Below are 21449 nucleotides of genomic sequence, written 5' to 3' on the forward strand. Positions count from 1 at the left end.
CGAATGGCGCAGGGGCAGGCGCAACCATCGGGGCAAGGTGTCCGTGCAGAAGGCAAGGCACAAGGCGAAGCCACCGCAGGATGTTCCCGAAGCGCAGGCAGACGAGGTCATCATCCTTCGGCGCAATCCCGAAGGGGGACTTCCTCTGGGACGTTCGCTGCACTCATTGACGTCCTACACCTTACCCGCAGCGGCGTTCCCTTCAGCACTTCCGGTTTCCTCTTCCCACGTCGCCCAGTCCTCGCCCCAGATTTCCACGGGATGCTGCGTGCGGCCGGCGCCGTTGCCGCAGCGCAGGTCATCAGCGGCACAGTAGCGGTCGCAGCCCCAGCAGATGCGCTCGGGGTGGGCGGGGTTGAGCGGGACTTTCTTGGCCATTGCCGCCTTATCTCTATACCGCCACCAGTATCAGAACACAGCCCTTACTGTATGCCGTGTTCAACAGCATACACTGCTGCCTGCACACGGCTCGATAGCCCGAGCTTTTTCAGGATGTTCTGCACATGGATTTTCACGGTGCTCTCTGCCACGTCGAGCTGGCGGGCGATCACCTTGTTGCTGGAGCCGTGCGCGAGGCAGGCGAGAATTTCGCGCTCGCGCGGGGTGAGCTTGTCCTTTTCCACCGCAATCGGCGCGGCGCCGGCGGCGCGGAATTGCTGCACCAGCTTGGCGGTCATGCCTTCGGCGATCACCGCTTCACCATCAAAGGCACGGCGCACGGCATTGACCAGGTAATCGGCGTCGATGTTCTTCAGCAGGTAGCCGCGCGCACCGTTGCGCAGCGCGGTGGCAAGGTCTTCGGCATCTTCCGAAACGGTGAGCATCAGCACTGCCGTGTCGGGCGAATCCTGCAGGATCAGTTGCAGCACTTCCAGGCCCGAGAGGCCCGGCATATTGAGGTCGAGCAGCACCACATCGGGTTTCAGCTCGTTCACGCGCTTGAGTCCCTCGGCACCGTCGGCGGCTTCACCGACGATCTGCAAATCGGCCTGTTTGGAGAGCAGCAGCTTCACGCCGCTGCGAAACAGCGTGTGGTCGTCGATCAGCAGCACGCGAATGAAGGTGGCGGGTTCAGCTTGCTCAGGCATGCTCGTTCCTTGATGGTTTGTGACGCTGCGCTTCGGGCAGCAGCAGGCGCACGGTGACGCCATTGGCAGATTCGATAGTCAGTGTCGCACCAACCCGGGCGGCGCGCTCCTGCATGATGCGCAGGCCCACGTGGCGCTCGGCGCGGGACGCCATCAGCGCGGCGTCGAAACCGGGGCCGTTATCGTGGATCGCGAGCAGCAGATCCGGCCCTTCGACAAAAGTGACGGTGACCTGGTCGGCACTGACGGCATGCTTGCGCACGTTCGACAGTGCTTCCTGCAGGATGAAGAGGATCTGGATCTGCTCGTCGGGCGGCAGCGGCACGCCGTGGCCACTGCTGGTGAAGGAGACTTTCATGCCGGTTTGCCGCCGGAATTTGGCTGCAGTGGCCTCCAGCGCGGCATTGAGATCGCCCTCGCCCAGCCGGCTGCGGAAATTCAGCAGCAGGTCGCGCACGTCCTCGTAGCTTTCCTGCACGCCGGCGTGCAGCAGCGGCACAATCTCGCGTGCCTCGGCCAGATTATCCCTTTCGAGGCAGTCTTCCAGCATCTGCACCTGCAGGTTCAGGAAGGACAGGCCCTGCGCGATGCTGTCATGCAAGCCCTGCGCGAGCAGATTGCGCTCCTGCGTGACCGCGAGCTCGCGCTCGCTGGCAGCCAGGCGCTGGTTTTCCAGCGCATTGCCCAGGTGGTGGCCAAGCGTGTCGAGCAGCTGCAGCTCGCGGGCGGTGAACTCGTGCGGCTGCTGGAAATACAGATTGAAATAGCCGGTCTGCTCCTGGCGGGCACGGATCGGAAAGGCGGTAACCTGCGCGAAACCCTGCTGCTCGCACTCGCGCGCGGCGCTGCCGGGGATACCCTTGCGGAAATCGTGGATCACCGCGCTATTGCTCTGCACGACCGCACCGCACAGGCAGTCGTTGATCTGCCGGCATTGCGGCGCAGCAAGCAGCACGTCGGGCAGGTGATCGGCCACCATCAGGTGCGCATTCTGCTGCGCGGGGTCGAGCACGCGCACGCTGGCGGCATCCGCGCCGAACCATTCGCGCATGCGCTCGATGAAACCGCGGCACAGCTCTTGCGCAGCGTGCGTTTCGTTCAGGAAGGCGGCGGTGCCATAGAGCAGCGACAATTCGCGGTTCTGGCCGTTGAGCGTGGCGGTTTTTTCCTCGACGCGCGCTTCCAGCGTGGCGTAGGACTCGGAAAGCCGGTCAGCCATGCGGTTGAAGCCGGCGGCCAGCGCGCCGAATTCGTCGCTCGTTTCCACCGGCAACCGCACTGCAAGATCGCGCTGCGCCATGCGCTGCATGCCTTCCTGCAGCGTTTCCAGCGGGCGGAATACCAGCAGGAACATCAGGTAGATCTGCGCGACACAGCCGGCGACCGCCATCGCGATCAGCACCAGCTGCGAGAGGCGCAGGAACAGCGTGCGGCGTTCGTTGTAGCGCTCGACCAGCCCGACCAGGCGGTCGACGTCGGCAACAAAACGGTCGGAATCGCTGCGCAGGTCGGTCCATGCCGGCAGGCGCCGCCCCTGCAGCACATCGTCGGCCCAGCGGGCGATCTGGCTGTCGTATTGCTGGCGGATGCGCGCGAACACATCCCGCACTTCGTCATCATTGGGCAGATAGAGCGGCCGCGCCGGATCGCCATGCTGCAGCAGGTCCAGCGTGGCGGCAAAGGCATTGCGTTCGTCCAGAATGCGCTGCTTGAGTGCCGGGTTGCGGTCTGTCGCGTATTCCTGCATCGACAGACCGAGCTGGTAGGTCTGCTTTCTGAGGCTGCCTGCGGCATTGATGGCCGCAGCGCCGCCTTCCAGCTGCCACGACAGATACAGCGTGGCGCCGATGACGGTCAGGCCGATCAGCAGCGACAGCATCAGGAAGCTCACGACCCGCGTCGAAAGCCGCCGGCGCGGCAGCAGGCTGGTGCTGAACATCAGCGGGGTTCCGCCAGCCAGTGGCCGGATTTGCCGCCGGTTTTTTCCAGCAGGCGGATACCGGACATTTCCATGCCCTTGTCCACCGCCTTGCACATGTCGTAGATGGTGAGCAGCGCGACCTGCACAGCAGTCAGCGCTTCCATTTCCACGCCGGTGACGCCGAAGGTCGACGCGGTCACTTCGCAGTGCACACAGCTGGCGGCCTCATCCAGCCGGAATGCCACCTCGACACCGGACAGCGGCAGTGGATGGCACAGCGGCACCAGGTCCGAAGTGCGCTTGGCCCCCATGATGGCGGCAATGCGGGCAATCCCCAGCACGTCGCCCTTCTTGTGCGTGCCGGCGGCGATCCTGGCCAGCGTTTCCGGCAGCATGACGATGCGCCCGGCGGCACGCGCCACGCGCTGGGTTGGCGTCTTGCCGCCGACATTCACCATGTGCGCCTGGCCGTCGGCATCGAAATGCGTCAGCTCCGCGCTTGCGCCCTGCAGTTTGTCTGTCATGCGCTGCATATCCTCTGGGGTATTAAGGTTTTCAAACTGGCTTTCATTGAGCTCTACGGGCATACCCCCCATCTCATCCAGCCATTGCCGCAAGCGGCCGTGCCCGCTGGCAAGCCGCGCCCGCAAGGCAGGCAGCAGCTGGCGCGCCAGCAGGCAGATGGCCGGATGGGCTTCACCAGCACTGCTGGCATAGGCCGCCAGCGGCCCATCCTGACAGCACGCCAGCAGTTTTTCCAGCAGATCGGCCGGCAGACCAGGCACATCGCAGGGAACCACCAGCAGATAATCCGCCTGGCTGGCGGCCAGCGCCGCCTCGATACCGGCGAGCGGGCCGGGATAATCCGGCCAGTTGTCCGCCAGCACCGGCAAACCCAGCGCGGCGTAATCGGCCTGGTTGCGGTTGGCCGAAATCAGTATTTCCGCTGGTGGCAGCGTCTGCTCACGCAGCCGGGCCAGCACATGCAGCACCAGTGGCTGGCCGGCCAGGCGCTGCCAGCCCTTGTCCACCCCGCCCATGCGGCTGCCGCGCCCGCCGGCGAGAATCACGGCGGCGATGCGCGGTGGCGGCGCTGTTGATTTATCCGGGGCGCCCACCGGCAATCCGTTCATCACTCACGGCTCCAGCGCAGCAAGGCTGCGGCGTCGCTGTCTTTGGCCTCTACCCACGCCGCGCCCTCGCCCGTGGTTTCCTTTTTCCAGAATGGCGCTTCATTTTTCAGAAAATCCATGATGAACTGGCTGGCGGCAAAAGCGGCATCGCGATGCGCGCTGGCTACCAGCAGCAGCACGATCTGCTCTGAGAGTTTCAGCTCGCCCACACGGTGAACCACCGTCACGGCGGACAGCGGCCAGCGTTCGCCGGCCTGAGCCACGATCATGCCCAGCTGTTTCTCCGTCATGCCGGGATAGTGTTCCAGCGTCATGCCGGCGAGCCGCCCGGGCACGTCGCGCACGAGGCCGACAAAGGCGACCACCGCGCCGACTTCAGCACGGCCAGCCAGGAGCGCGTATTCATCGGCCAGCGAAAAATCGGCCTCCTGCACGCGGATCGTCACGTCCATGCTGCGCTCCTCAGCCACCGGTGACCGGCGGAAACAGCGCCACCTCGGCATCGGCCGGAATCACCTCGGCAAGGCTTGCCATGTCCTGATTGATGGCGGCACGGAAAACGCGTGCGCCACCGAATTCCGTCGCCCAGTCGCCGCCGCGAGCCACCAGCAGCGCCACCAGATCGGCCAGTGTCGCACCTTCGGGCAGCGCCAGCGTTTCTTCGCTGGTGCGCAGCACATCGCGCAGGCGGGCGAAATACAGCACCCGGATCGTCATGCTTGCCATGTTCATCCTCTTACAGCAGGCCCGCCAGGGGCAGATAGCGCACGATGTCGCCGGCGGCAACGGTCTGCCCGGCCGGCAGGTCGACCAGCCCATCGGCCCAGGCCAGCGACGTCATCACTGCCGAGCCCTGATGCGGATACAGCAGCACGCGGCCGTCATCCCCCAGCTTCACGCGCAGAAATTCACGCCGGTCGCCGGCTTTGGGCCAGGCAAAACCGGCCGGCAACGGCAATGCGACAGACGCGGTCTGTGCTGCGCCGCTGCGCGCCAGCAGGAATGGACGCACCAGCATCAGGAAGGTCACGAAGGCCGACACCGGATTGCCGGGCAGGCCGATGAAATCGGCGTCGGCAATGCGTCCGAATGCAAAGGGCTTGCCGGGCTTGATGGCGATTTTCCACACATTCAGCTCGCCCAGCGCCTGCACTGCCGCCTTCACATGGTCTTCCTCGCCCACCGACACGCCACCGGTACTGATGACCACATCGTGGCTGGCCGCCAGCCGGGCCAGTTCGCTGCGGGTGCTCTCGAAATCGTCGGCAACGAGGCCGGCAATGGTCAGCTCGCAGCCAAGGCGCTGCAGCAAAGCGGCCAGCGCGTAGCGGTTGCTGTTGTAGATCTGGCCGGGAGCCAGCGGCTGGCCCGGCTCGACCAGCTCGTCGCCGGTATTGAGCAATGCGACCTTGAGCGGCACAAACACGCTGACTTCTGCAATGCCCAGCGAGGCGAGCAGCGCCAGCGCGGCCGGCTCAAGACGGTGGCCGGCATGCAGCACGACAGCGCCGCTGGCGATGTCTTCTCCAGTGCAGCGAATATGCTGGCCGGCGCGCGGGGCACGTTCCAGATGCAGGGTATCGCCCTGCAGCCTTGCATTTTCCTGCATTTCTACCGCATTACACCCGGCAGGTATTGGTGCACCGGTGAAAATGCGCGCGGCAGTGCCCGGCAGCAGCGGCGCCGGCACATCGCCAGCGGCAATGCGCGCGACCACCGGATAGGCCTGCGGTGCAGCGGCAAAATCGGGCACATTGAGCGCGTAGCCATCCATCGCGCTGTTGTCGAAACTCGGAACAGCGAGCGGCGCAATCACGTCGGCAACCAGCACGCGGTCGTCAGCACCGGCCAGCGGCACGGTTTCAGTCTGTGTCTGGCGGCGGGCGGCGGCCAGCAGCTGGCCAAGGGCGGTATCAAAATCAAGCATGGCGGGCGGTATCGAGTTTGAGGTGGCGGACAATGAATGCCGCCACCGCGTTGATGTCATTGAGAGCCAGCAGTGGCACCTGACTGGCGCGAGAATCGATGGCTGCCGGCGTACTGTCGCAGGCGATGGCCACAATGCCGCAATCATCCGGCGCCAGCAAGGGTTTGCCAGTGGCCGCGCGCCAGACTTCCAGGCGCGGGATCGCTTCCTGCTTGAAGCCCTCGACCAGCGTCAGGTCGGCCGGAGCAAGCCGCGCCAGCAATTCAGGCAAGGACGGCTCGGCGGCCTCGCGCAAGGGGTGGCTGAGCACATAGCCCCAGGGCGTGGCGAGCATGACTTCCTGCGCGCCGGCATCACGGAAGCGCGCGCTATCTTTCGTCGGCGGTTCCATCGCGGGTATATGGTGTGAATGCTTGATGACATTGACCCGCAGCCCCATACCCATCAAGACCGGCAGCAATTGCTCGATCAGTGTCGTCTTGCCCGAGCCCGACCAGCCGCAGATGCCGAAGACCGCCTTCGTCACCGGCATGCTCAGCCCCCCGTCTGCGACATGAAGCGGATGATCTTGGCCGGCTGCTCGATGAATTCGTGGCGCTCGGGCTTCAATTCGATGGCAGCACGAATCGCTGCATCCAGCTCGGCATCGGAACATCCCGCGCGCAGCAAGGGGCGCAGTTCGAATTTCTCTTCCTGCCCCAGACACAGGTAGAGCGTGCCATCCACTGATAAGCGCACGCGGTTGCAGGTGGCACAGAAATGCTGCGAAATCGGCGTGATGAAGCCGATCTGCCCGCGTCCGTCCGCAGTCTGCCAGTAGCGCGCCGGGCCTCCGCCCAATTCCTGCACGCAGGGCACAAGGCCGAAACGTTCGATGAGCTGCGGGCGCACGTCGTCGAGCGGCAGATATTGCGCATTACGACCGGTATCGCCGACCGGCATGGTTTCGATCAGGCGCAGAATGAAGCCCTCATCAAGACAGAACTGCGCCATGCGTTCGATTTCGTGATCGTTCACGCCGCGCATGGCCACCATATTGAGCTTGATCGGACTGAAACCCGCTTCCTTGCCGGCCATGATGCCAGCCATGATGGCGTCGAAACTGTCGCGCCCGGTCACCGAATTCAGACAGGCCTTGTCGAGCGAATCGAGGCTGACATTGATGCGCGCCAGGCCGGCACGTTTGAGCGCATGCGCATGCTTGCCCAGCTGCGTGGCATTGGTGGACAGCGAGAGGTCGCGCACGCCGTCAATTGCCGCCAGATTGCCGACCAGATCGACAAGATTGCGCCGCAGCAGCGGCTCGCCGCCGGTGAGGCGCACGCGCGATACGCCCATGCGGGCAAACGCGGCGACCACCCGTTCGACCTCGGCAAAACTCAGCCACTCGGCAGGCTCGGCATAGCCGTCGAAGCCTTTGGGCAGGCAATAATTGCAGCGCAGGTCGCAGCGATCCGTGACGGACAGGCGCAGGTAACGCACGCTGCGGCCAAAGCGGTCGCTCAGGCTCGCGCGGTCGGACAGATTGGCGGATGCGGCGGGGTCGATGGCAGTCGTCATGGCGGTTTCCTCACTGCATCAGTCTAAGCGTTTGGCGTGTGCCTTACAGTTAGTCGGACGAAGGACCAGGGCATTACTACTTAGTGACTAGACCCCGTTGATGCTTGCGTCACAATCCACCGGCTTTGCGGGGGAATTGTCAGTCTGCCGCATCAGCGGCGATGCCCAGTTCGCCGCACACGCGCGCCAGCAGGGTTTTCAGCCGCGCGACTTCCTCGCCCAGTGCCGCCACCTCCGCGCGCAATTCGGCCACTTCACCGCTGCCGCCACGTGCCGCTGCCACGGGCTGGGGCGCAGACACATCCACGTCGCCCGACAGCAGGTGCGCCCAGCGCGCCTCGCGGGAACCGGGCTGGCGCGGCAGCTTGATGGCCAGCGCGCCGGCCGGGCGCCCGGCCAGCTCTTCCAGAAACCCTTCCACGGCGGAAATGTCGGAGAAGCGGTGCAGACGCTCGCAATTCAGGCGCAATTCGCCGGCGGTCTGTGGGCCACGCAGCATCAGTACCGCCAGCAGAGCGACCGACTGGCTGGGAATCTGCAGTGCCTTGCCGAAAAAATGCTCGTAGCGCGTCACGCGGTTGCCGAATACCTCGTCAACCAGGCCCAGCTCGCGCAGACGACCCAGCGCGGCCAGCACGTCGCCATCGGCCAGTTCGAGTACCGGATCGCGGCTGCTTTTCTGGTTGCAGCCAGCCAGCAGGCTGTTGAGCGACAAAGGATAAGTATCGGGAACAGTCTGCTGCTTTTCGATCAGCACACCCAGCACGCGGGTTTCGGCAAGGGAAAGCAGGGGAACGGTAGTCTCGGTCATGTGCGATCCGCAGCATCAGGGAAAGCACGCATTATGCAATGAATACGCGCGCGCCGGGCACACCGGCACCGTCATCGCCCGCCCATGCTGCACTGCAACAGTGCATAGGAACAGTTGCAGTCAGGCTGCGTGCGCGCATGCAACACGCCAGGCGGCATCGTACACACTGCAACATTCGCACACGCAGGACAATCCGAGGGCGGAGGCCTAAATACAAGCAGATGTATATGCCTGAAGCCCTTCATTCAAAATGGCCATAGCCATATACCCAACGATTTTACGAGACAAATCGCGGTATGGCGCGCCGCGCCAGCGCCCACCTGCCGGCACAAAACCGTAACAGGCACAGCCCATGCTTGGCTGCATCTGGGCGCAGACCGGGATGCCCTGCCCGTTGCAGTCTGCGCAGCCTATCCCACAAGGAGAACGCCATGGATGCCACCGCCACCCGCCCGGCCTTTACCCTCAGGCTGCATGACCACCCGCAGCGCCACGCCATTGCCGCCGAGGCGCTTGCCCATCCCTACCCCACCGTGCCGACACCGGGGCGCATCAGCCACCTTGCCTGGCTGAACCGCAACCTGAGCGCCGTGCAGGAAATCTGGCTGATTGCCGAACTGGCGCTGCATTTCGGCCAGACACCGCCGCGCCTGCCGGCGACGCACGCCAGGCTGGAGCTGCCCGGCTGCCAGGTACTCTGGACGCGGCACAGCGAATACTCGACACTGAGCGTGAGCATGGCAGCGTCAGCGGACGCCGGCTTTGCCGACCCTGCGATTCTGGAGCTGCCGGCCGACTGGCTGGCGCAACTGCCGGGCAATGTGCTGATGGCGGCGCACGCGCTGGTGCTGCCCTACAACAAGGTGCCGATCAGCATTCCGCATCTGGCCGCCAGCTATTTCGAGCACCACGAGCTGATCGGAGCGGAAATCGGCGACGGTGCCGGCATTGCCTACAGCGACGGCGCAATCCATGCCGACGGCTTCAGCCGCTACGTGCTCGCCGACCGCGTGATGGGGCGCCGGCAGGCCGGCCGCATGCTGCAGCGTCTGTTCGATATCGATTGCCACCGTCAGCTGGCGATGCTGGCAGCGCCACTGGCCAAAAGCATCGATCCGGAACTTGCGGCAGCCGAGCGCGAACTCGCCGAGCTGACCGGTGCCATGCCGCAGGCGCGCCAGGACGACGAAGCCGCGCTGCTCGACCGCCTCACGCAGCTGGCTGCGCGCATCGAAAGCGCCGTCGCACGCACCGACTACCGCTTTTCCGCCGCGCACAGCTCGGCGGAAAGCGTCACGCGGCGGCTGACTGAACTGCGCGAAGTCCGCATCCAGGGCCTGCAGCCCTTCAGCCAGTTCGTTGGCCGGCAGCTCACCCCGGCGATGGAGCACTGCACGGTGGTCGCACAGCGCCAGCGCGAACTGGCCGAGCGCGTCAGCCGCGCGACCGCCCTGCTGCGCACGCGCGTCGACATCAGCCTTGAGCAGCAGAACCAGGAGTTGCTGGGCTCGATGGAGCGCCGCGCCACGCTGCAGTTGCGCCTGCAGGAGACGGTGGAGGGTCTCTCGGTTGCCGCCATCAGCTATTACCTGCTGGGGCTGCTGGGCTATGCACTGAAAGGACTGAAAGCCGGCGGCCTGCATCTGGATGTCGAGCTGAGCACCGCGCTGCTGATTCCCTTTGTCGCCGGCACAGTCGCGTGGGGGTTGCACCGTACGCGCCAGCATCTGCAGCGCGAGCATGGTTGAGCGCCGGCCGGCGGAAGATCCGGCCGGAAAAGCGGCATTTGCTGCTGCACATGCACACGCAGGCACTACAGTGAGGTCATCGTTGCCCTGCCGGAGAAACGCCATGCGCATCCTGTTCGCCCTCGTTCCCGTTCTGCTGGCCAGCAGTGCCAGTGCCGCCGACCTGCCCCCGATGATGCCCGTGCTGGGGCAATGGCAGATCACCACCAGCATGCCGCCCGACCAGAAGGCGGCCATGCAGGGCATGGATGCCAAGTCCATGAAAGCCATGGAGCAGCACGGCATGAGCTACGACCTGAAAGCGGGCACGATGACGATGAAGCTCTGCCTGAACAAGCAGACCATCGGCGAATGGAACCGCGCCGGCGACCGGGCTTCGAAAGACACCCGCTGCGACAAGCCGGCGTATAGCGTCAGCGGCAATACGATGACGATGGATCTGAAATGCTCCGCACCGCGGCCCATGACCATGCACAGCGTCTACCAGTTCAGTCCCGCGCGGGATGGCTACACCTTCCAGCACCACATGGAAACCGAAGGCCGCGTCATGGACATGAACGGCAAGGCCCAGCGCATCGGCGACTGCTGAACGCAACACCCGCAGGGAAACAGTGCCGCACCGGCAGCTGACACGGCCTGCGCGCTCGGCTACAGTACGCACGCCCGTCAACACTGATCCGATCTGGAACTGCCATGCGTCTCTGCGTTTCCCTGCTGCTTACTGCCAGCCTCTCCCCGTTTGTCCTGGCTTCTGAAACGGCACCAATTACTCCGCTGCCCGGCGAATGGGCGATCACGACTGCTCTCAGCACCGAGCAGCTGGACATCCTGCGCGGCATCGACAGCGCCACGCTGAAGGCGCTGGAGCAGAACCAGCTGCACTATGACCTGAAAGCCGGTACGCGTACCGTCACCGTCTGCCTGAGCAAGCAGGCACTCGCAAGCTGGTATCCGGGCATGTCGGAATTGCAGGGGGCATCCGACTGCGCAGCCCCGATGTTCAATGCAAAAGGCAATACGCTCAGCGTCGAATACCGCTGCAGCCAGCCCGACCCGCTGACCCTGACCGGGCAATATCAGTTCAGTGCAGCGCGCGACAGCTACACCTTCGAGCACCGTGTCGAACGGGGCAGCGCAGCACCGCTTGTCCAGCAGGGCAAGGCCAGGCGCGCCGGCGACTGCTGACCCACGCCTGCGGCCGCGCATCCATCGGCTGGCGCTTCACGGCCAGCCTGACAATTGCCAGCGGGCATTTATAGTAAGCGTGTAGTCCTTTGTGTTGACGACCAGTTAGCGGGAATGCACGCCATGAACACCGACCGCCGCCCCTGGCTTGTGCTGCTGCACGGCTTTGGCCTGAATGCCAGCTACTTCAAACCGCAGATCGCCGCGCTCGAAGACGATTACCGGCTGCTGCCGCTGGAGTTGCGCGGCCACGGCCACCACGCCCGGCAACCCGGACCCTTCGGGCTGGAAGAATATGCCGACGACATTGAAAAGACGCTGGCCGATAAAAAGATCATCCAGGCCCGCTTCTGGGGCAGCCACACCGGCGCGGCAGTCGGCCTGCTGCTCGCCAACCGCCAGCCACAGCTGTTCTCCGGGCTGGTGCTCGAAAGCGGCTTTCTGCCCGGCTTCGACATGCCGCACGCCCGTACACTGCACCTTCAGTCGCGCACCCTGGCGTTGACTCACGGCGTGCAGGCCGCAAGGGATGACTGGCTGGGCAAGGCCGACTGGTTCAGATACCTGCACGCGCACCCGAAACGCTGCCGTGCGGACGCCTTTGACAGCATGGCGCGCGAATTTGACGGTGCGCCCTGGCTGTCGCCCTTCCAGCCGCGCAAGCTCACCCAGCTCGCCGGCCGCCTGCTGCTCATCCGCCAGCCCGTGCTGCTCTATCACGGCGCGGAAGAAATCGATGACCTCAAGCGCGCCAGCCAGTTCCTGGCCGCCAACCTGCCCAATGCCCGGCTTGCCGAGATTCCCGATGCCGGCAGTTTCCCGGCATGGGAAAACCCGGCCGGTACCGGACGTTTCGTGCTCGACTTCCTGGCAAGGCTGGAATAAGCCGGCAGGCAGCACAAATACCCATCAATGTATCAGTACAAAGCCCTTTATTTGAAATGGCCACATAGAAATACCCATTCAAATCATGAATGCGCGCCTGATGTACCGCATCGCCAGCCAGCGGCATGACGATACGAGCTGCAGCTTGGCCCGCAGCAGGCCGGCCAAGCACCAGCCTGCCACATCTGAGAGCAAGAAGAATCAGTCCGGTAGCATGAACGGCTGACGCAAGGCTGAACTAGAATGAGCGGGTACCATCTCCCGGTCTGCCCGCCATGCCTGATGCATTCCTGCGCCTGCTACTGCTGTTCGTCTGCCTGCTCGCCCAGCCGCTGCAAGCCGCGGAGTATCGGGTGGCGAGCGATGAAAACCTCGCGCCCTACAGTTTCCGCGACGCCAGTGGTCAGCCGGCCGGCATCGACATTGACGTGCTCAACGAAGTGGGCCGCCGCCTGGATATCCGCTTCAGGATCGAGCTGCTGCCCTGGAAGCGCGTGCTGCAGCAGGTGGAGCAAGGCCAGGTGGCACTGGCCAGCCCGCTGTTCCGAACCCCGGAGCGCGAGCAGTTTGCCCAATACACCGGCCCGGTGCATTACAGCGCGCTGGGGCTCTTTGCGCCCGCAAACAGCACCCTGCGGTTTACCGGCCTGGCCGACCTTGACGGCAAGCGGCTCGGGATCAATCGCGGTTTTGTGCTGCAGGATGAGTTCGACCGTGCCGTGCGTGAAGGGCGTCTGCAGATCGAAGAAGTCAACGCGGTCGAGCAGAATATCCGCAAGCTCCAGGCCGGGCGCATCGACCTCTTCGCAGCCAATGTGATTTCTACGCAGTACGCGCTGCGCAATAGCGGGGCGACCGCCAGCCTGCGGCTGCTGCCGCGCCTGCTGCAGGAGCACAGGCCCGCGTTTCTGGTCATTTCGCGTCGTGCGGCAGTGCCGGAACGCGAGCAACTGGCCCGTCAGCTTGAAGCTACACTCAATGCGATTCATCAGGATGGCAGCTACGCCCGCATCGTGAGCAAATACACCGGCCAGAAGGCACAGTAAACCGCCACACGGCTGACACCAGCCTGCCACCGCGCTACGATGCAGCACTGCTTTCCTGATTGCATCCCATGACTTCCCCCGCCCCCGGCCTGATTGTCCTGCACGGCAACCGCCTTGAAGACCTGCGTGACCTGACTCTCGAATGGCTGACCGCGCACCCGCTCGCCCCACTGGCCAGCGAAACGCTCTTGATCCAGAGCACGGGCATTGCGCAGTGGCTCAAGATCGCGATTGCCAGCCACCCGGCAACGCGCGTGGCCGCCGGGCTGGATACCGAACTGCCGTCGCGCTTTCTCTGGCGCATGTACCGCACCGTGCTGGGGCGCGAGCGCGTGCCGCGCGAAAGCCCGTTCGACAAGGAACAGCTGCAGTGGCGCCTGCTGCGGCTCCTGCCCGGCCTGCTGGCTGATCCGGTCTATGCGCCGCTGGCGCGTTTTCTGGCCGATGACAGCGACGGGCGCAAGCCCTTTCAGCTGGCGCAAAAGCTCGCCGACCTCTTCGACCAGTATCAGGTTTACCGCGCCGACTGGTTAAGCCACTGGGCCAGCGGGCAGGATGTGCTGGACGATTTCACCGATCCGGTTCCCGACGAGCAGCGCTGGCAGCCGGCACTGTGGCGGGCGATCCGCACCGACCTGGGTAAAGACGCCTTTCTCAGCCGCGCCGACATTCACGAGCAGTATCTGGCCGCGCTGCGGCAGGACACGCTGCCCGCTGCAATCCGGAACGCCCTGCCGCCGCGCGTCGTCGTATTCGGCATTTCCGCGCTGCCGCAGCAGTGGCTCGACGCGCTGGCCGCGCTCGGCCGCCACACGCAGGTCATCATTGCGGTACTCAACCCCAGCCAGTATTACTGGGGTGATGTGGTCGACGAGAAATGGCTGCTGCGCCGCGAACACCAGCGCGTCAAAGGCAAAAAAACCGGTATCGGCAGGGAAATCAGGCTCGACCGCGAAGCGCTGCATCTGGCCAGCCATCCGCTGCTGGCACAGTGGGGCAGGCAGGGGCGCGATTACATCCGTCTGCTCGACGCGCGCGACGAAACCGGTTACTGGCAGGAACGCCATACCGACACCTTGCGCGTGGAATGCTTCACGCCGCCGGCCGAGGACACGCTGCTCGCCCACGTGCAGCGCACGATGCTGGAGCTGGAACCGCCGCCAGCGGATAGCAGCCGGCGCTGGAAAGTGGCCCAGACCGATCGCTCGATTGCCTTTCACGTCGCGCACAGCCCGCAGCGCGAAATGGAAATCCTGCACGATCAGCTGCTGGCACTGTTCGAGGCAGACCAGACCCTTACCCCGCGCGACATCATCGTGATGGTGCCGGACATCGCGGAATATACCCCCCATATCTCCGCCGTCTTCGGCATGAATGACAAGGGCTCTACGCACATACCCTATGCCATTGCCGATCAGGGCGTGCGCCGCCGCCATCCGCTGCTGGTCGCGCTCGACACACTGCTGGCGCTCGATCACGAACGTCTCACCGCCAGCACCGTGTTCGATCTGCTCGACGTGCCGGCGCTGCGGGCGCGCTTCGGCATCAATGACGACGAACTGCCGCAGCTGCAGGCCTGGGTACACGGCGCCGGCGTGCGCTGGGGTATCTCCGCACAGCACCGCAATGCCGCCTTTGGCGTGCCGGCGGTGGCGCAGAACACCTGGCTGGCAGGGCTGAAACGCATGCTGCTGGGCTACGCGATTGGCGATGCCGGCGCGTGGCAAGGCATCGAGCCCTATGACGAAGTAGCCGGCCTGGCTGCCGCCAGTGCCGGCAAGCTGGCCAATCTGGTGCACGCGCTTGATGCCGCCTGGCAAACCCTGCAAACACCCGCCACGCCAGCAGTCTGGCAAGCGCGGCTATCGGCCTTGCTGGATGATTTTTTCAGCGCCATCGATGAAGACGATCTGGCGCTGCTGGCCGACCTGCGGCGCACGCTCGCCGACTGGCAGGCGGCCTGCGAAGAATCAGCCTTTTCCGGCACGCTGACGCTGGCCATTGTGCGCGAGGCCTGGCTGGCCGAGGTCGATGCGAAGAGTCGCGGCCAGCGCTATCCGGCGGCGAGCGTGACCTTCGCCACGCTGATGCCGATGCGCGCGATTCCGTATCAGGTGGTGTGCCTGCTGGGTTTGCACGACGGCGCCTACCCGCGCCGACAGGAAACCAACGATTTCGACCTGATGGCGAGCCACAGGCAGCAAGACGGCGGCCGCAAAACCCGCCCGGGTGATCGCGCGCGGCGCGACGACGACCGCTATCTGCTGCTGGAAGCGCTGCTGTCCGCACGCCGGCAGTTCTACATTTCCTGGGTGGGCGCCAGCGTGCGCGACAACAGCGAACGCCCCGCCTCGATTCTCGTCGAGCAGTTGCGCGATTACCTCGACCGCAGTGCAATGCTGGCGGACGAAAACACCCCGGCGCTCACCGCCCACCTCACCACGCATCACCCGCTGCAGCCCTTCAGTCGCGCCTACCTGGCCGGCCAGCCGCAACTGTTCACCTACGCCGCGCACTGGCACGCTGCCAGCAACAGCCAGGCCATCGACATCACCCTGCCGCCGCTCACACGCGACACGCCGCTCACGCTCACTGAGCTCGCGCGTTTCTACCGCGACCCGGTCGCCGGCTACTACCGCGACCGACTGCGCGTTGACTGGCGCAACGACGACGCCAGCACGGAAGACGACGAACCGTTCACCATCGACCGCCTGCAGGAAACGCAATTCGAAACCGGCCTGGTCGCCACGGCACTTGCTGCGGAACCGGAATACCAGGACCAGGCCATCGCTGCACGCGTCGAAGCACTGCAGCGTGCCGGCAGCCTGCCCGTTGCCGGCTTTTCGGACGCCGCCATGCAGCGTCTCAGCGCCCAGGCGCGGCAGGCAGCCAGGCACTATCGCAGCGCGCGTGCGGCATGGCCAGAGGCACTCAAACCCTGCCCGTATTTCCGTCCCGCCACCGCGGCGCATCCGGCACTGGAAGGCGGTATCGACCAGTTGTTTGCCAGTGCCACTGGTGAGCGCGCGCGGCTGGTGCTGCTCAATGGCGGGCTGAAAAGCAGCAAGGGCCAGATCAAGCTGCACCGTTTCGCCGAATCCTGGGTCTGCCACCTGGCGCTCAACAGCCTGGCCCCCTGCCAGACGCAGCTGATCGGCTTCGATACCACGCTGGCGCTACCCGTGCTGGCCGCCAGCGAAGCCGGAGCCCTGCTTGCCACACTGCTCGACGCCTGGGTGGCCGGCATGCAGTCGCCACTGCCCGCCCGGCTGGAACTCGCCAGCAGCTGGTTCTTCGAGCTGGGCAAAGCGCAGGACCGCAGCAAAGCCCACGAGGCCGCACGCAGGACACTGGAAGGCGACGGCTATATGACTGGCGGGCTGCTCGGCTACGACCCCTATTTCGGCCTGAGGTGGGCGGACTATGACAGCCTGCTGGCCGAGCCGGGGTACGAGGCGTGGCTGGAAACGCTGTATGCGCCGCTGGCCGGGGCCGTCTACGGAACGACTGATGCAGATTGAAATTTCACGCCTCACCCTGCAGGACAAGGCGGCTGTTTTTGATCTGCTGCAAGACCCGGAAGTGATGCGCTTTCTTGGCCCGCGCCGGGCAATGACAGCCCCGGAAGCAGAGAACTGGTTTGCCGCCGAGCTGCAAGCCCCCAGCCGTTTCGCCTTCCGCGAGTGCGAAAATGGCGAGCTGATCGGTTTCTGCGGGGTGAAGTCGCTCGATGGCAAGCCGGATTTCGGCTATTTCCTGCGCAAGGCTTACTGGGGAAAGGGTCTGGCCAAAGTCATGTGCCACATGGCCATTGCCCGACTCGAGCAGGAAATGACGCTGGCTGACCTGCATGTATTCATCGCCACGGAAAACACGGCCAGCCACAAGATCGCTGCGGCATTGGGCTGGCAAAAAATAGCGCCGACAAGCAATGAGCATGAGGAAGGCTGGCTGTATCGGCTCGCCGCCTAGCCTCCTAACCCGGACAAGCAAATTCAGCATGAAAACCCCGATTCTTATCGCCAACCAAACAACGGGCTGGATAACCAGGCTCAACCTTGCCATCGCCATACTCAGCCTGACGTGGATGATGCTCGAATGGTCAAACGAAGCCCTGGCCGGCGGCTTGCACGAGCAGATCGCATTCATCGTGGCGCTGCAAGTCATTTTGCTGCTGTGCCTCTTGCGCAAGAACATCACCTTTGACCCGCATGACCAGACCCTTTGCGTGACAAACCGGCTATGGAAAACGCCTTTCAGAACCCGAACCCTCCCGCTCGCCGATTTTTCCTACCTGTATGCCGGCACGAACCGGCACGGCGCTTTTCAGATCAGGCTGTTCAGCATCCGCCGCGATGAACTCGTACTGCTGACTGCTGGTGGCAAGGAGGAAGCCAAAGAGGAATGCCAGCGCTTGAGCGTTCTACTTGGCATCCGCAATCAGGGGGTTTTATCCCCACAAGGATTTTCCAGATCCTAATGGTGCTGTAGGTGCGAAAACTACACAGATTTACAATCACGCCACAACGATTTCATGCAAAAACCATGATCCAGTTTCTCGTTTCAGATACGGAATTGTCAGGTAGTGGCTGGATGTCAATGCGGTTGAGCCTGCCCGATAACGAGCCAGTCCTGTTCCATTCATTTTCCTATGTCGTTGACAGCCCTGCTGCGCTGGTTTCTGCGGTGACCGCCCTGCTAAAGGGTGCGGACAGGCAGTTCATCCTGTTTCAATACGAGCCTTCGGCCGATTTACTGGAAATCAGCCGCATTGATGACATCCTGACCTTCCAGCTGCACAGTTTCAGCGGCGATACGGCGCCATGGTCGCTTGCAGAAGCAGTCGACGCAATCGGGTCCGTTACCATGCAGCCTCTTGGTTCAGCAGCGGCACGACCTTTTGCACGTGCGCTGCTCCGTGCGTTACGGAGTACTCCGGCCAGACTGTATCGCGCGCAATGGATGAAAGCCTACCCTCATTCAGCCCCGCATCAACTGGAACGAACCCTTGCCAGCTGACAGGGCGGGCAGATACCACAGCGGCAACGCAGCAGAGCACTCGATTGACGGCACGCCTTTCGCGGCCAGACCGCTTGCGTGGCCGAAGGCGTAGCCAGTCCGGCAGACTGGAAAACACATTCATAATGGGTATTGCCGTACAGCCTTTTAAATTCGGAGGCCGCATGGAAATACACATATCACCATCAGCAGAAGCCGCCGGATTACTGCAACGCCGGCACCACCGGTGCCGGCACCACATGGGTCCGAACATCCCTGCTCTGCGCCTGCAGGAAGGCCAGCACCGAATCCACCGTCACGGTATCGATCTTGCCGCTCATGCGCCGGTCGGTCGGATGGTCGTCAAAGGCAATATTGGCGCGGAACATGCGCCCGCCCAGCCGCTTGGCCGTGTTGATGCGCAACTCGGTCGGCTGGTAGCCCATCAGCTTCAGCCATTGCTGTGCCTGCGCGCGGTTTTTGATCGCCAGATCCTGGCTCATCGCGGCGGCCAGCCCTTCCAGCACCCATTGGTTGGAATTCTGGTATTGCGTCGAGAAGGGATACGCCACCATGTTGTAGCGCTCACCCCGCAATGCCTGCATGGCGGCCGGTGTGCGCAACCAGGCCTGCAGTTTCTGCTGCACCGCCGGCGCCGGCACGATAATCAGCGCATCGTAGGCAAATGGGTCATCCATGAAAAAGTTGCCCAGCCCTTCGCGCCACAGGTCGGATTGCGTCGTGCCACACTGGTTGAGCAGATGCATCACCCGCCACTGGCCACCCGCAGCCGGGTCGCGCCACACAAAGCCGACATGCGAGAAGCGCAGCTTGTAGTCGGACAAATCCTGCCCCACGCGCGCGATCAGCGCCACCTGCGGCTGCAATTCATCGAGCTTTTGCTGGCTGGCATGGCCTGCCGCCATGGCCTTGCGGAACACCTCGGCCTTGGGTGGTTCATCCTTGCAGGTGCGTCCGGCCCAGGCGCTGGCGGCAATCAGATTCAGCAGCAATACGATAAACAGTTTTCTGAGCATGGCCCCTCCTTACTCGGCGGCAATGCGCGACTGGTGCAGCAGCGCCATGCCCACTTCGTTCGGAATAAAGGCGAGCAGCTTGCCGGAAGCCACCAGCGCGTAACCGGTTGCCTCGGGCATCGCCCGCACCGAAGCGCCCACCGTCACACCGACCTCGGTCATCACGCCTTCGCTTACCCTGACGACATAGCGGCTGCCGTCACCGGCTTTTTCCAGCGTGAGTTTGCTGCCCTCACCCGCGACAGTGACGATGCCGACCACAGTGAGCCCCGTACCCAGCCCCAGCGCAGCCGACGCCTCGACGGGCTCGCCCTGCAGCGACAGCAAGGGCGACATCACAATCGAGGCCAGCCCGCTTTGCAGTATCTCGCTGCCCTCGTTGCGTGCCTGCGCCGGGCCTGCCAGCAGCATGGCCAGCAGAATGAGTGCGGAAAATGGATGTGTTCGCATGAATGCAATGCCTCCTGAAAAGAAAAACCCGAGCGCCAGGAGCGGTTCGCTATCGTGAAAACAAAAAAGCCGGGGCATGAACCCCGGCCATCTGTCAGCCCGGCATCAGGTCTGGCACAGTCTAGCAAGTACCGCCCTCGTGGGCGGTCATGTCTCCGCATTGCCGCAAAAGGGGCAGAATCTGCGCCATTGCGCGTCAGCAGCCGCACATTTACACACCAGTCTGTGGGGCAAAACACTGACGAGGCAGGCCAGAGTGACTACTGCTCCGTGACCGCAGGCACGCCGCCCAGCACCTTGTAGACCTGCACATTGGCAAGCGCCAGCTGGTAGCGGTCCTGCAGCCAGTCCAGCTCCGCCGCCTTGCGCCGGGTCTGGGCATTGAGCACCGCCTCGAAGGAAACCGCACCAGCCTGATAGCGCAGCAGCGTCTGCGCTTCGCTCTTGCGATTGTCGGCGTAAAGCTGTTCGCTGCGCGGCAGCGCATCAATCAGCTGGCTGCGCGTGGCCAGCGCGTTTTCCACCTCCTGCAGCGCCCCCAGCAGCTTCTGGCGGTAGGCAATCACCGCCAGCTCGTAATCGGCCTCGCTGATCTTGAGCGCAGTCTGCATCTCGTTCCACTGGATGAAGGGCAGCGCCAGCCCGGCACCCAACGATGCGGCGGGATTGGCAAGCAGATCGACCAGATCAAGGCTGTTGCTGCCCAGCGAGCCGGTGAGCGACAGCGTCGGATACCAGCTCTTGCGGCTGGCCTCCTGATCGGCAAAGGCCGCGCGCAGGCTGGCTGTTGCCGCCGCCAGATCGGGGCGGCGATCGAGCACTTCGGCTGGCAAACCGGCCGGCACCGCCGGGAATGTCTCGGGTAGTACAGCGCTGATGCCAGACGTGCTTTCCGGTGTCTGGTTCAGAAGAACACCCAGCGCCCAGCGGCTTTTCGCCAGGGCAAGCCGGGCGCTGGCCACGCGGTTCTGCTGCTGGATCACGTTAGCACGCGCCTGCGTCACATCGAGCCCCGATACCACACCGGCGGCATAGCGTTTGTCGACCTGCTGCTGCAGTTGCTGTGCGCGGACCAGTTCTTCACTGGCCTGCGTCAGCGCCTCCTGGTCGCGGGCAATCGTCCAGTAGGCGGTGGCCACATCGGTGCGGATGCTGAGCTGCAGCGCATCCAGCTCGGCCTGGCTGGCGGTCTGGCGCCAGCGGGCAGCGGCCTGCTGATCGGCAAGCCGGCCCCAGAGATCGATTTCCCACGATACGCCGAAGCTGGCGCTGAAGTTGTCGTTGACATGGCGAGTGGGGTCGACTTCCCAGCTGGCACCCGACGATGCGCCCAGCGTCACGTTCGGCAGCCTGTCCTGCCCGCGCTGGTCAACCGCGAGGCCTGCCTTGCGCAGCCGGATGGCGGCCGCAGCCAGATCGTTGTTCTGCACGGAAGCCGTTTGCAGCAGCTGCACAAGCTGCGCATCGCCGTAGCCCTGCCAGAAGGCCGCATCGTTGGCGGCAAGCGGGGTTGGAGCTGCAGCCGGCACGGTGCCTGCCGCCACTGGCGCCAATGCATCCCACTGCGCTGGCAAGGCAAGCTGCGGCTGCTGCCAGTCCGGGCTGGCGCAGGCACTCAGCAACAGGGCCAGTGCAATTGCCGGCGCCCTCGTCGTCATAC

The 21449-nt window shown here is 64.1% G+C and carries 22 protein-coding genes; 9 read left to right on the forward strand and 13 right to left on the reverse strand.

The window, feature by feature from the left end; all coding sequences use genetic code 11:
- Window positions 1-174: 174 nt before the first annotated feature.
- From H559_RS0105890 to H559_RS0105935, 10 genes are all read right to left on the reverse strand, one after another.
- Window positions 175-378 carry a DUF3079 domain-containing protein gene (locus tag H559_RS0105890; RefSeq protein WP_028451935.1) on the reverse strand — a complete coding sequence of 68 codons (204 nt, stop codon included), beginning with the start codon at window positions 376-378 and terminating at the stop codon, window positions 175-177.
- 44 nt (window positions 379-422) lie between these two features.
- Window positions 423-1088: a response regulator gene (locus tag H559_RS0105895; protein ID WP_028451936.1), complete on the reverse strand. Its 666-nt coding sequence runs from the start codon at window positions 1086-1088 to the stop codon at window positions 423-425.
- Entirely contained in the window at window positions 1081-3027 is a 1947-nt protein-coding gene (locus H559_RS19155) for a type IV pili methyl-accepting chemotaxis transducer N-terminal domain-containing protein (RefSeq protein WP_034639961.1), read from the reverse strand. Before H559_RS19155 ends, H559_RS0105895 begins: the two co-directional genes overlap by 8 nt.
- On the reverse strand, window positions 3027-4142 hold the full coding sequence (moaC, locus tag H559_RS23470) for a cyclic pyranopterin monophosphate synthase MoaC (protein WP_081412894.1): 1116 nt from the start codon (window positions 4140-4142) through the stop codon (window positions 3027-3029). Before moaC ends, H559_RS19155 begins: the two co-directional genes overlap by 1 nt.
- Window positions 4142-4594 carry a molybdopterin synthase catalytic subunit MoaE gene (gene moaE, locus H559_RS0105910; protein WP_028451938.1) on the reverse strand — a complete coding sequence of 151 codons (453 nt, stop codon included), beginning with the start codon at window positions 4592-4594 and terminating at the stop codon, window positions 4142-4144. The genes moaC and moaE overlap by 1 nt, the downstream gene beginning before the upstream one ends.
- 10 nt (window positions 4595-4604) lie before the next feature.
- A complete protein-coding gene (locus H559_RS0105915) occupies window positions 4605-4868 on the reverse strand; it encodes a MoaD/ThiS family protein (protein ID WP_245579338.1) in 264 nt (87 codons plus the stop codon).
- Between the two features lie 10 nt (window positions 4869-4878).
- Window positions 4879-6069, reverse strand: coding sequence for a molybdopterin molybdotransferase MoeA (locus tag H559_RS0105920; RefSeq protein ID WP_028451940.1), 1191 nt, complete (start codon window positions 6067-6069; stop codon window positions 4879-4881).
- Window positions 6062-6601, reverse strand: coding sequence for a molybdopterin-guanine dinucleotide biosynthesis protein B (mobB, locus tag H559_RS0105925; RefSeq protein WP_028451941.1), 540 nt, complete (start codon window positions 6599-6601; stop codon window positions 6062-6064). The genes H559_RS0105920 and mobB overlap by 8 nt, the downstream gene beginning before the upstream one ends.
- Window positions 6602-6603: 2 nt before the next feature.
- Window positions 6604-7629, reverse strand: a complete 1026-nt coding sequence (gene moaA, locus H559_RS0105930; RefSeq protein WP_051278980.1) for a GTP 3',8-cyclase MoaA — start codon at window positions 7627-7629, stop codon at window positions 6604-6606.
- A 139-nt stretch (window positions 7630-7768) separates the two neighbouring features.
- The gene (locus H559_RS0105935; protein ID WP_028451943.1) at window positions 7769-8440 is read right to left on the reverse strand and encodes a YceH family protein; all 672 of its coding nucleotides are present in this window, start codon (window positions 8438-8440) and stop codon (window positions 7769-7771) included.
- 431 nt (window positions 8441-8871) lie between these two features.
- On the opposite strand from H559_RS0105935, the gene H559_RS0105940 reads away from it, so the two are divergent.
- The 9 genes from H559_RS0105940 to H559_RS0105985 all read left to right on the forward strand — a co-directional run bounded on the left by H559_RS0105940 (window position 8872) and on the right by H559_RS0105985 (window position 18323).
- Window positions 8872-10188, forward strand: a complete 1317-nt coding sequence (locus H559_RS0105940; RefSeq protein ID WP_034639963.1) for a DUF3422 family protein — start codon at window positions 8872-8874, stop codon at window positions 10186-10188.
- 103 nt (window positions 10189-10291) lie between these two features.
- Window positions 10292-10777 (forward strand): DUF3617 domain-containing protein, encoded by a 486-nt coding sequence (locus H559_RS0105945; RefSeq protein WP_028451945.1) that lies wholly within the window; start codon window positions 10292-10294, stop codon window positions 10775-10777.
- A gap of 104 nt (window positions 10778-10881) precedes the next feature.
- Entirely contained in the window at window positions 10882-11373 is a 492-nt protein-coding gene (locus H559_RS0105950; RefSeq protein ID WP_028451946.1) for a DUF3617 domain-containing protein, read from the forward strand.
- A gap of 123 nt (window positions 11374-11496) precedes the next feature.
- Window positions 11497-12258, forward strand: coding sequence for an alpha/beta fold hydrolase (locus H559_RS0105955; protein WP_028451947.1), 762 nt, complete (start codon window positions 11497-11499; stop codon window positions 12256-12258).
- Between the two features lie 275 nt (window positions 12259-12533).
- Window positions 12534-13304 (forward strand): substrate-binding periplasmic protein, encoded by a 771-nt coding sequence (locus H559_RS0105965; protein ID WP_028451948.1) that lies wholly within the window; start codon window positions 12534-12536, stop codon window positions 13302-13304.
- A gap of 68 nt (window positions 13305-13372) precedes the next feature.
- Window positions 13373-16825, forward strand: coding sequence for an exodeoxyribonuclease V subunit gamma (gene recC / locus H559_RS0105970; RefSeq protein WP_028451949.1), 3453 nt, complete (start codon window positions 13373-13375; stop codon window positions 16823-16825).
- Window positions 16815-17276: a GNAT family N-acetyltransferase gene (locus tag H559_RS0105975; RefSeq protein ID WP_034639965.1), complete on the forward strand. Its 462-nt coding sequence runs from the start codon at window positions 16815-16817 to the stop codon at window positions 17274-17276. Before recC ends, H559_RS0105975 begins: the two co-directional genes overlap by 11 nt.
- A gap of 28 nt (window positions 17277-17304) precedes the next feature.
- Entirely contained in the window at window positions 17305-17784 is a 480-nt protein-coding gene (locus tag H559_RS0105980) for a hypothetical protein (RefSeq protein WP_028451951.1), read from the forward strand.
- Window positions 17785-17849: 65 nt separating this feature from the next.
- Window positions 17850-18323 (forward strand): hypothetical protein, encoded by a 474-nt coding sequence (locus tag H559_RS0105985; protein WP_028451952.1) that lies wholly within the window; start codon window positions 17850-17852, stop codon window positions 18321-18323.
- A gap of 203 nt (window positions 18324-18526) precedes the next feature.
- On the opposite strand, the gene H559_RS19160 is transcribed toward H559_RS0105985, so the two are convergent.
- The 3 genes from H559_RS19160 to H559_RS19170 all read right to left on the reverse strand — a co-directional run bounded on the left by H559_RS19160 (window position 18527) and on the right by H559_RS19170 (window position 21447).
- A complete protein-coding gene (locus H559_RS19160) occupies window positions 18527-19339 on the reverse strand; it encodes a DUF2145 domain-containing protein (RefSeq protein WP_051278981.1) in 813 nt (270 codons plus the stop codon).
- Between the two features lie 9 nt (window positions 19340-19348).
- Window positions 19349-19789 (reverse strand): hypothetical protein, encoded by a 441-nt coding sequence (locus tag H559_RS21510; RefSeq protein ID WP_051278982.1) that lies wholly within the window; start codon window positions 19787-19789, stop codon window positions 19349-19351.
- Between the two features lie 260 nt (window positions 19790-20049).
- Window positions 20050-21447 (reverse strand): TolC family protein, encoded by a 1398-nt coding sequence (locus H559_RS19170; protein WP_051278983.1) that lies wholly within the window; start codon window positions 21445-21447, stop codon window positions 20050-20052.
- Window positions 21448-21449 lie beyond the last annotated feature (2 nt).

This window comes from Chitinilyticum aquatile DSM 21506 (assembly GCF_000430805.1).
Taxonomy (GTDB): domain Bacteria; phylum Pseudomonadota; class Gammaproteobacteria; order Burkholderiales; family Chitinibacteraceae; genus Chitinilyticum; species Chitinilyticum aquatile.